The following is a 9,681-nucleotide window of genomic DNA, read 5'->3' as shown; positions in this document are numbered from 1 at the left end:
GGGGCGTGGTCGTCGGGGAAGGATGGGCGGCATGCACCCGCGCGCCGGAACTCCCGCCCAGCCCGAGGACCTCATCGACGTCGACGCGCTCGTCGGCGCCTACTACGACCGTGTACCGGACCCGACGGTCCCCGACGAGCAGGTCGTGTTCGGCACGAGCGGCCACCGCGGCTCGTCGTTGTCGACCGCGTTCAACGAGGCGCACATCGTCGCGATCACGCAGGCGATCGTGGAGTACCGCCGCAGCCAGGGCACCGACGGCCCGCTGTTCATCGGCCGTGACACGCACGCGTTGTCCGAGCCTGCGCAGCGCACGGCGATCGAGGTGCTCGTCGCGAACGGCGTCGAGGTGCACGTCGACGCGCGCGACTCGTTCACGCCGACGCCCGCGGTGTCGCTCGCGATCCTGCGCCACAACGGCGCGGGCACGTCGGAGGGCGTCCGCACGCGCGGGCCCGGCCTGGCCGACGGCATCGTCGTGACGCCGTCGCACAACCCGCCCGCTGACGGCGGATTCAAGTACAACCCGCCGCACGGTGGCCCCGCAGGCGGCGAGGCGACCGGCCCGATCGCGGCGCGCGCCAACGAGCTGCTCGCGGACGGCTGGCGCCGGGTCGCCCGGACGCCGTACGAGCGCGCGATCGCGTCCGACCTCATCAAGCGCCACGACTACCTGACGGCCTACGTCGACGACCTCGCGAACGTGGTCGACCTGGACGCGATCCGCTCGGCGGGCGTGCGGATCGGAGCGGACCCGCTGGGTGGGGCGATGGCCGAGTACTGGGGCGTGATCGGTGAGCGCTACGGCCTCGACCTGACCGTCGTGAACGCGACCGTCGACCCGCGCTGGCCGTTCATGACGCTGGACTGGGACGGCAAGATCCGCATGGACTGCTCGTCGCCGTACGCGATGGCCTCGCTCGTGAGCCGCATGACCGCGGGCGACGGACCGGCGCCGTACGACATCGCCACGGGCAACGACGCGGACTCGGACCGGCACGGCATCGTCACGCCCGACGGCGGGCTCATGAACCCGAACCACTACCTCGCGGTGATGATCTCCTACCTGTTCGGCGGGGCGCGCCCGCAGTGGCCCACGGGTGCGGCCATCGGCAAGACGCTCGTCTCGTCGTCCCTGGTCGACCGCGTGGGCGCGAAGCTGGGCCGGCAGGTGCTCGAGGTGCCGGTCGGCTTCAAGTGGTTCGTGCCCGGGCTGATCGACGGCTCGGTCGGGTTCGGTGGTGAGGAGTCCGCGGGCGCGAGCTTCCTGCGCACCGACGGCACCGTGTGGACGACCGACAAGGACGGGCCCATCGCGTGCCTGCTCGCCTCGGAGATCCTCGCGACCACCGGCAAGTCCCCCTCGGAGCACCACCGCGCGCTCGTCGACGAGCTCGGCGAGTCCTGGTACGCCCGCGTGGACGCGGCCGCGACGCGTGAGGACAAGGCCCGGCTCGCGGTGCTGTCCGCCGAGCAGGTCACGGCCACGACGCTCGCGGGCGGTGCGATCACCGCTCGTCTGACCGAGGCGCCCGGCAACGGCGCGGCGATCGGCGGGCTCAAGGTGACGACCGACGACGCGTGGTTCGCGGCGCGGCCGTCGGGCACCGAGGACGTCTACAAGATCTACGCCGAGTCGTTCGTCTCGGCCGAGCACCTCGCGCAGGTGCAGTCGGAGGCGAAGGACGTGGTCGCGGCGGCGCTCGCAGTCTGACGCCGCACGACGCAGGACCCCGCCGCCCTCGTCGGGCCGCGGGGTCCTGTCGCGTCCGGACAGGCGTGCGTCAGGTGGACTCGCGCACGACGAGCGACGCGGGGAGCGTCACCGCCGCGGAGGACTTGCCCTCCACGACCTCGAGCAGCAGCCGCACCATCTCCGCGCTGATCCGCTCGAACGGCTGCCGCATCGTCGTCAGGTGCGGGTTCACGGTCACGGCCACGCCCGCGTCGTCGAAGCCGCCGACCGCGACGTCGCCGGGCACGGAGCGGCCCGCGTCGGCCAGGACGACCATCGCGCCCGCCGCCATGAGGTCGTTCGCGGCGAACACCGCGTCCAGGTCCGGGCGCCGCTCGAGCAGCTCCGTCATCGCCACCGTGCCGGAGGCCCGCGTGTAGTCGCCGTGCACGACGAGCGACTCGTCGAACCGGTCGCCGAGCTCCTGCCGGTAGCCCTCGAGGCGCAGCCGACCACCGGGCGTGTCCATGGGGCCGGTGATCATCGCGATGCGCTCGCGACCGCGCTCGACCAGGTGACGCGTCATGGTGCGGGCGCCGCCGAGGTCGTCGGCCGCGACGTAGCCCACCTGCGACTCGAAGCCCAGCGGGATGCCGCACGCGATCGTCGGGATGTCCTGCGACACGAGCTCACGCAGCACGGGCGAGCCCGCGTGGGAGGAGATCAGCAGCACCCCGTCGACGTGCCCCGCGCCCACGTACCCGAGCATCTGCTCCTGCTCGGCGGGCGACCCGGCGACCATGAGCAGCAGCGGCATGCCGCGGGCCGCGAGCTCGGTGGCCGCGCCGCGCAGCAGGATCGAGAAGTTGGGGTCCTCGAACAGCAGGTGCTGCGGCTCGGTGAGCAGGAACGCCACGGAGTTGGCGCGTCCGGTCACGAGGCTGCGCGCGTGCTGGTTCGTCTTGTAGCCGGTGGTGCGGATGGCCTCCTGCACCGCGGCGAGCGCCTCGGGCGAGACCCAGTGGCCGCCGTTGATGACGCGCGACACCGTGCCGCGCGAGACCCCGGCCGCGGCCGCGACGTCACGGATCGTCGGCCGTCTGCGCGGTACCCCGGTCGTGTCCATCGCACGCACTCTAGAACCCCGGGCCGGGAACGGTCACAGTCCGTGGTCCCACGGTCGCCCGTGTCGCACCCGGCGGCGGTCGGACGGCACCGGTCAGGCGGGGACGCGCACGAGGTCCTGGTACTCCGGGTGGCGCTCGATCCACGCCTTCACGAACGGGCACAGCGCGACCACGTCACGCCCCGACGCGCGCACCTGGTCCAGCGCGCCGCGCACCAGCCCGCTGCCGACCCCCCGGCCCTCCGCCGCGGGCAGCACCTCGGTGTGCGTGAACACCACGGTGCTCCCCTGCGCGTCGTAGGCCGAGATCCCCAGCAGCGACCCGTCCGCGTCGCGCGCCTCGAACCGCTGCTCCTCGACGACCTCCACCACGTCCACCATCCGCACATCCTCACCCGCGAGCCGCGGGACCGCACCCGTGCCGGGCCTCGCGCGCCTGCACCGCACCGTCTCGCCACATCACCGAATCGTCCCGCCGTGTCGCGGCGCGCCTCGAACGTGTCCGGCACCACGGCTGCGCGTGCGGCTCGCGAGCAGGTCGGGTGCGACGATGGGCCCGTGTTCCGGCCGTATCGCGAAGTCCTGTCACGGCCCGGCGCTCTCGCGTTCTCCGCCGCCGGCGTGATCGCCCGGCTTCCCATCTCGATGGTCGGCATCGGGGTCGTGCTCGCGGTCTCCTCGATCTACGGGTCGTACGCGATGGCGGGCCGGGTGTCCGCCGTGCTGATCGTCTCCTCGGCGATCACCGCGCCGCTGATCGCGCGCGCCGTCGACCGGTACGGCCAGGCCCGCGCGATGTTCCCGGCGCTCGCGACCTGCGCGACGGGGATGGTCGCGCTCATCGTCGCGCTCGTCGCCGAGGCGCCCGAGCCGGTCCTGTACGTGACCGCGGTCGTCGCGGGCGTGAGCGGACAGTTCGGCTCGCTCGTGCGCGCCCGGTGGACGTACGTGCTGCGCGGGGACTCGAACGCGCTGCACACCGCGTACTCGCTCGAGGCCGCGCTCGACGAGCTCGTCTTCATCATCGGGCCGGCGGCCGCCACCCTGCTCGCGACCGGTGTCACCCCGACGGCCGGCATCGTCGTGCCGCTCGTCGCCACGGTCGTCGGCGGCACCTGGTTCCTGCTGCAGCGACGCACGCAGCCGCCGCCCACGCCGCGCCACGACGCCGGCGGTCCGTCGATCCTCGCGGCGCCCGGCATGGTGCTGCTCATCGGCGTGTTCCTCGCGATGGGCGCGATCTTCGGGGCGACCGACGTCGCGACCGTCGCGTTCGCCGAGGAGGAGGGCCGCAAGTCCATGGCCGGGCTGATCCTGGCCGTGTTCGCCGCCGGGTCGCTGGTCTCCGGCCTGCTGTACGGCGCCCGCCGCTGGGTGCAGCCGCTGTGGGTGCGGTTCGCGATCGGCATGGTGCTGCTCGCCGTGGGCGTCTCGTTCTTCTTCGTCGTGAACTCGCTGTGGGCGCTCGCGGCCGTCATGTTCGTCACGGGGTTCGCGATCGCGCCGACCCTCATCAACGGCAACGGCCTGGTGCAGGAGCTCGTCGCGCCGGGGCGCCTCACCGAGGGCCTGACCTGGGTGGGGACGTCGCTCGGCGTCGGGGTGTCGATCGGGTCGTCGATCGCCGGGGCGCGCATCGACGCGCACGGGTCGCACGCCGGGTTCCTCGTCGTCGTCATCGCCGGCGGTGCGGCCGTGGTCGCGACGCTCGCCTCGTTGCGCACGTTGCGGGCGGGCCACCGGGCGCGCCTGTCCGACGAGCTCGCGCGCGCGGGTCACACGGCCGACGAGCCGGTCCCCGACGAGCGCGTCGCCGATCGGGTGGTCGACGCCGACGGGCCGTCGGACCTGCACCGCGACACCTGAGCGGGCCCTACGCTCCTCGCGTGACCGAGTCCCGCACGCCTGCCGTGACCGTCCCGCTCGACGCCCTGACGGCGCTCGTCGCGCCGCTGGGTGCGCTCGTCGACGCGGTCCGGCTCGAGGGCGGCTACTTCGCGACCTCGTACCGCGTCACGCTCGACGACGGGACGCGCGTCGTCGTCAAGACCGCGCCGACGGACACGTCGCGGCTCATGACCTACGAGAAGGACCTCATCCGCACCGAGGCGCTCGTCTACGGCCTCGCGGCCGAGCACCCGGCGCTGCGGATGCCGCGCGTGCTGCACACCGACTTCACGCGCACGATCTTGCCGAGCGACGTCGTCGTCGCGTCCTGGTTGGACGGCGTCCCGCAGTCGGACGCCGGGTTCGGGTCGTTCGCCGACGACGAGCGAGCGGCACGCGCCCGGCGCGACCTCGGCTCGCTCATCGGCCGGCTCGCGACCGTCACCGGGACGACGTTCGGCTACCCGCAGTCCCCCGCGCTGCAGGCCGCCACGTGGCGCGAGGCGTTCACCGCGATCGTCGAGGCGCTGCTCGCCGACGCCGCCACGTGGGACCTCGACGTGTCCGCTGACCGGGTCCGCGCCGCGCTGGACGCGCACGGCCACCTGCTCGACGAGGTCGTCGTGCCGTCGGTCGTCCACTGCGACCTGTGGCCAGGGAACCTGTTCGTCGACCCCGCCACCGGCGAGATCGTCGGCGTGATCGACCCCGAGCGCGCGATGTGGGGCGACCCGCTCGTCGACCTCGTCGGCGCGGACCCCATATGGGACGGGCTCGACCGCCCGGAGGACGCCGCGCTCGTCGGCGCGCTCGACGTCACCTCGCCGGGCGCGGCGGAGCGGCTGCTGCTGTACCGGATGTGGCTCGCGCTCGTCATGACGATCGAGGGCTCGCCGCGCGGCTACACGGGCGACTGGGCGCAGTGGTACCGCACGACGAGCCACGCCAACCTGCTGCGCGCGCTGGACGCCCTCGGCTCCCCCGAGCCCGCGCGCGTCTAGCGTCGGGACGCCGGGGCGAGGCAGGCTGAGGCCCATGACCGGGACGCCTGACGCACGACTGCGCGAGCTCGCGCTGCTGCGCCGTGTCCGCGACCGGATCGACCGCGAGTACGCCCAGCCGCTCGACGTCGAGGCGCTCGCGCGCGGCGTGCACCTGTCCGCCGGGCACCTGAGCCGGCAGTTCCGGGCCGCGTACGGCGAGTCGCCGTACAGCTACCTGATGACGCGGCGCATCGAGCGCGCGATGACGCTGCTGCGGCGCGGCGACCTGTCCGTGACCGACGTGTGCTTCGCGGTCGGCTGCTCGTCGCTGGGGACGTTCAGCACGCGGTTCTCCGAGCTCGTGGGGATGTCGCCGAGCGAGTACAAGCGCCTGGCCGCCGACGACGGTGCGGGCATCCCGAGCTGTGTGGCCAAGCAGGTGATGCGGCCCATCCGGCAGTCGTCGCGCTCGTCGGACACTGCCCCGCCCTCGTCGTCGCAGGGCGCCGGGCAAGACGTCAGGAATCGAGAAGCGGTCGCCGGCCCGCGCTCCTAGCGTGGCGGTATGGACCTCATCATTCACACCACGTTCCTGCCGGCCGACGACCCCGACACCTCCCTGGCGTTCTACCGCGACGTCCTGGGCTTCGAGGTGCGCAACGACGTCGGCTACGGCCAGATGCGCTGGATCACGGTCGGCTCGCCGGACCAGCCGCAGACCTCGATCGTCCTGTCCCCTCCGGGGGCGGACCCGGGCCTGACCGACGACGAGCGCCGCACCATCGCCGAGATGATGGCCAAGGGCTCGTACGCGACGCTCGTCCTGGCCACGTCCGACGTGGACGGCACGTTCGAGAAGGTCGCCGGCGCGGGTGCCGAGGTGACCCAGGAGCCGATGGACCAGCCGTGGGGCGTGCGCGACTGCGCGTTCCGCGACCCGGCCGGCAACCACCTCCGCATCAACCAGCTGTAGCCCGCGCCCCCAGTTCGTCGCCCCCCAGCCGCCGGTTCGTCGTTCCAGCACCGGTTCGTCGCTTCGCACCAACGAACCGATGCTGGAACGACGAAGCGCGACCTGAGTCGATCGGGTCACCAGCCCGACGAGGAGTCCGGGGCCATGGGGGCGCAGGTGGTGGCGCCCTTCGGGAGCGCCTCGAAGTGCCAGACCTCGTTGGCGTAGGTGCGGCACAGGCCGAAGTCGAGGCCGTGCTCGCCGAGCCACAGCGCGCCCTCGGTGGGGCCGACGTCGACCGCGAGCCCTTGCACGTGCGCGGAGCTCTCCGGCGGGAGCACCCAGCGGCTGGCCTCGCGCTTCGACCCGTACCGCTTGATCGCGGCCGCCACGAGGCCCTCCTGCTCCTCGGCGGTCCGCTTGCCCGATGTCAGCGTCAGCACCACGCCGTCCGCCTCGGCGGCGGCCTGCGCGCGGGCGAGCCGCCGCGCGAGGGTCGGGTCGAGTCCTGTGGCGACGAGCGCGTCGGAGACCGCCTCGACGTGCGCGTCGTCGTCGGTGCCGTCCTGGACGGTGTCCTGGCCGGCGTCCCCGTCACAGCCCTCGTCGTTCTGCTCGGGGCACTCGCCGACGACGCCGTCGTCGGTCTGGTCGGCCGGCACCGGCCCGACTGCGCCACGGTCGGACGCAGCCGTCGGGTCCCCCTGCTCCCCGACGGCCGCGTCCGAACGTCCCTGCCCCAGCCCGTACACCGCCCCTCCAGCGAGTACGAGCGCGACGACGAACCCGAGCCCCCGCCGACGACGCCGCGCACCCTCCTGCGCGACGGCCGCCGCGAGCACCCCGCCCGGCACCGGTGCCGACGACCCGGTCGAGTGAGCAGTGCGTGGTACGCGCGGCTCCTCACCCGCCGCGTCCCCGGCGGTGCCGGGTGCGCTGCGGTGGTGTGCGGCGCCGGCCGGGTCCGGCACGTGGATCGCTGCCGAGCGCACCGACCGGCCTGGCGTGGGGCTCGTGGCCCCGGTGCTCGTCGTCATGCCATGAGCCTCGCCGGGTGAGGCGGCGCGGGGCGTCGGGCTGGGGTCGGGTCCTGGCGCGCGCGGCACCCGACCCTCGGCCGAGGCGACCCCCACCCGGCGGTGACCTCGCGCGCCGCGGGTCCACCCCAGGGTGGAGAGCGTGTCGGTCTGGGGTGCGTCGGCCGCACCGCCGCACGCGCGTACGGTGTGGCGTATGTCGCCCGCTGATCCGGCCCGCAACGCCGTGACCAGGCCGGACGCGTCGCCGTCCGGCGGTGCGACGCAGGGCGACACCGCCACCGAGGCCCTGCTGCGCTGGGGAGCACCGCCGCCTCCGGCCCTGACGAGCGCGCCCCTGGCACCGCGCGCCACGGGCGCGCAGCTGCGCAACGACGTCGGGATCGCCCTGACGGTCGGGGTGCTGTGGGCCGGCGGCCTGATGATCGCGGGCTCGTGGGACTACTGGATGCCGCGGTCCATGGCGACGTGGTGGTGGGCCGGGCTGTGGCTCGTCGTCGCGATCGCGCTGCGCCGGGCCGCACCGCGCGCGGGCTTCCTGCTCGTGACGCTCGGGTACGCGCTCACGTACACGCTCGTCGTCGACGGCGGCCGCATGCAGGCGCTCGTCCACGTGATCCCGCTGCTCGCCACGACGTATGCCGTGACCCGCGCCGGGGCGCTGCCGGTCTGGGTCGCGGCGCCGGTCGCCGCGGTGACGGGGGTGGCGCTGCAGGCGGGCGTGGCCAACGCGGCGTGGGGCCTGAGCACGTTCGACTGGCACCCCGTGCTCGACCTGTCCTCGGCCGTGCAGCTCGTCGCGCTCGTCGTCGCCTCCGCGGTGATCGGGGCGATGGTGCACCGGCTCGCGCAGACGTCCGCGTCGCTCGCGGAACGCAACGCGCAGCTCGTCGCGCTGCAGGAGGTCCGGGCGCGAGAGGCGGTGCTCGACGAGCGCACGCGCATCGCGCGCGAGCTGCACGACGTGGTCGCGCACCACGTCTCGGCGATCGTCGTGCGCGCGCAGGCCGCCGACCGCGTCGCGGACGCCCAACCCGATGCGCCGCGCGAGGCCGTGCGGTGGATCGCGCCGGCGGGCCGCGAGGCGCTGGACGCGATGCGGTCCGTAGTGCGCGTGCTGCGCACGGGCGACGACGAGTCCGCCCCCTACGCCCCGACGGCGGGCCTGGAGTCGCTGCCCGCGGTCGTCGGACGCGTCCGCGAGGCGGGCCTCGACGTGGCGGCGACCCTGCCCGCTCCCCTGCCGGCGTGCGCACCCGCGGTGGGGATCGCCGTGGTGCGCGTCGCGCAGGAGGCGCTGACGAACGTGCTCGTGCACTCCGCGACGACGACCGCATCGCTCACGCTGACCGCGGGGACCGGCACGCTGCAGCTCGTCGTGCAGGACCCGGGCCCACCCCGGCCCCGCGACACGGGCGGCGGCAGCGGCCTGCTGCACATGCGCGAACGCGCCGTCGCGGCGGGCGGCACGGTGACCGCAGGACCCCGACCGGGCGGCGGCTGGGCCGTCCACCTCACGCTCCCCTTGGAGGGCGCACATGCCTGACCTGACCCGCGTGGTCGTCGTCGACGACCAGCCGACGATCCGCCTGGGCCTGCGGATGATCCTCGACCACGAGCCAGACGTCGAGGTCGTCGGCGAGGCCGGCGACGGCACCGCCGCGCTCGACGTGGTCCGCGCCACGCTGCCCGACGTGGTGCTGCTCGACGTGCGCATGCCCGGGATGGATGGCGTCGAGGCCACCCGCCAGATCCGGGCGGACCCTCTGCTGGGTGACGTGCGCGTCGTCGTGCTGACCACGTTCGACGACGAGGAGTACGTGACCGGTGCGCTGCGCGCCGGGGCGGATGCGTTCCTGCTCAAGGACACCGAGCCCGCGACGCTCGTCGCGACCGTGCACCGCGTGCGCGCTGGCGAGCAGGTCCTCGACCCGAAGGTCACCGGCGTCGTCGTCGGGCAGTGGCGCGCGTGGGCCGCCGGCCGCAGCGCACCTGAGCCCTCTGCCGGAAGCGGTCCGGCT

10 protein-coding genes are annotated in these 9,681 nt (G+C 74.2%); 7 read left to right on the top strand and 3 right to left on the bottom strand.

What is annotated here, in order from left to right; all coding sequences use genetic code 11:
* Positions 1–31 precede the first annotated feature (31 nt).
* Entirely contained in the window at positions 32–1,714 is a 1,683-nt protein-coding gene (gene pgm, locus CWIS_RS09940; RefSeq protein ID WP_048343131.1) for a phosphoglucomutase (alpha-D-glucose-1,6-bisphosphate-dependent), read from the top strand.
* 70 nt (positions 1,715–1,784) lie between these two features.
* Here pgm and CWIS_RS09935 read toward each other — a convergent pair whose 3' ends face one another.
* Positions 1,785–2,801 carry a LacI family DNA-binding transcriptional regulator gene (locus tag CWIS_RS09935; protein WP_048343123.1) on the bottom strand — a complete coding sequence of 339 codons (1,017 nt, stop codon included), beginning with the start codon at positions 2,799–2,801 and terminating at the stop codon, positions 1,785–1,787.
* Positions 2,802–2,894: 93 nt separating this feature from the next.
* Positions 2,895–3,182, bottom strand: coding sequence for a GNAT family N-acetyltransferase (locus CWIS_RS09930; RefSeq protein ID WP_048343122.1), 288 nt, complete (start codon positions 3,180–3,182; stop codon positions 2,895–2,897).
* A 177-nt stretch (positions 3,183–3,359) separates the two neighbouring features.
* Between CWIS_RS09930 and CWIS_RS09925 the strand changes: the two genes are divergently transcribed.
* Genes CWIS_RS09925 through CWIS_RS09910 form a run of 4 tightly spaced genes read left to right on the top strand, consistent with a single transcriptional unit; the run spans position 3,360 to position 6,644 of the window.
* A complete protein-coding gene (locus CWIS_RS09925; protein WP_229747305.1) occupies positions 3,360–4,667 on the top strand; it encodes an MFS transporter in 1,308 nt (435 codons plus the stop codon).
* A 20-nt stretch (positions 4,668–4,687) separates the two neighbouring features.
* Positions 4,688–5,689 (top strand): phosphotransferase family protein, encoded by a 1,002-nt coding sequence (locus CWIS_RS09920; RefSeq protein WP_048343121.1) that lies wholly within the window; start codon positions 4,688–4,690, stop codon positions 5,687–5,689.
* 34 nt (positions 5,690–5,723) lie between these two features.
* Positions 5,724–6,227, top strand: coding sequence for a helix-turn-helix transcriptional regulator (locus tag CWIS_RS09915; RefSeq protein ID WP_048343120.1), 504 nt, complete (start codon positions 5,724–5,726; stop codon positions 6,225–6,227).
* A 9-nt stretch (positions 6,228–6,236) separates the two neighbouring features.
* The gene (locus CWIS_RS09910; protein ID WP_048343119.1) at positions 6,237–6,644 is read left to right on the top strand and encodes a VOC family protein; all 408 of its coding nucleotides are present in this window, start codon (positions 6,237–6,239) and stop codon (positions 6,642–6,644) included.
* 116 nt (positions 6,645–6,760) lie between these two features.
* Here CWIS_RS09910 and CWIS_RS18040 read toward each other — a convergent pair whose 3' ends face one another.
* On the bottom strand, positions 6,761–7,660 hold the full coding sequence (locus CWIS_RS18040; protein ID WP_082156365.1) for a M15 family metallopeptidase: 900 nt from the start codon (positions 7,658–7,660) through the stop codon (positions 6,761–6,763).
* A gap of 196 nt (positions 7,661–7,856) precedes the next feature.
* Between CWIS_RS18040 and CWIS_RS17645 the strand changes: the two genes are divergently transcribed.
* Both CWIS_RS17645 and CWIS_RS09895 read left to right on the top strand, forming a co-directional pair.
* The gene (locus CWIS_RS17645; protein WP_082156364.1) at positions 7,857–9,206 is read left to right on the top strand and encodes a sensor histidine kinase; all 1,350 of its coding nucleotides are present in this window, start codon (positions 7,857–7,859) and stop codon (positions 9,204–9,206) included.
* Positions 9,199–9,681 (top strand): response regulator transcription factor (locus CWIS_RS09895; RefSeq protein WP_231583763.1); only part of this gene is annotated, 483 nt, incomplete at its 3' end. The genes CWIS_RS17645 and CWIS_RS09895, both read left to right, overlap by 8 nt.

This window comes from Cellulomonas sp. A375-1 (genome assembly GCF_001040865.1).
In the GTDB taxonomy this organism is placed as follows: Bacteria; Actinomycetota; Actinomycetes; order Actinomycetales; family Cellulomonadaceae; genus Cellulomonas; species Cellulomonas gelida.
This window is presented reverse-complemented; position numbering and strand designations above follow the sequence as displayed.

Coding starts and splice junctions, on each gene's coding strand:
- CWIS_RS09910 (WP_048343119.1), top strand. CDS start 6,237: ATGGACCTCATCATTCACACCACGTTCCTGCCGGCCGACGACCCCGAC.
- CWIS_RS09935 (WP_048343123.1), bottom strand. CDS start 2,801: ATGGACACGACCGGGGTACCGCGCAGACGGCCGACGATCCGTGACGTC.
- CWIS_RS09930 (WP_048343122.1), bottom strand. CDS start 3,182: ATGGTGGACGTGGTGGAGGTCGTCGAGGAGCAGCGGTTCGAGGCGCGC.
- pgm (WP_048343131.1), top strand. CDS start 32: ATGCACCCGCGCGCCGGAACTCCCGCCCAGCCCGAGGACCTCATCGAC.
- CWIS_RS09915 (WP_048343120.1), top strand. CDS start 5,724: ATGACCGGGACGCCTGACGCACGACTGCGCGAGCTCGCGCTGCTGCGC.
- CWIS_RS18040 (WP_082156365.1), bottom strand. CDS start 7,660: ATGACGACGAGCACCGGGGCCACGAGCCCCACGCCAGGCCGGTCGGTG.
- CWIS_RS17645 (WP_082156364.1), top strand. CDS start 7,857: ATGTCGCCCGCTGATCCGGCCCGCAACGCCGTGACCAGGCCGGACGCG.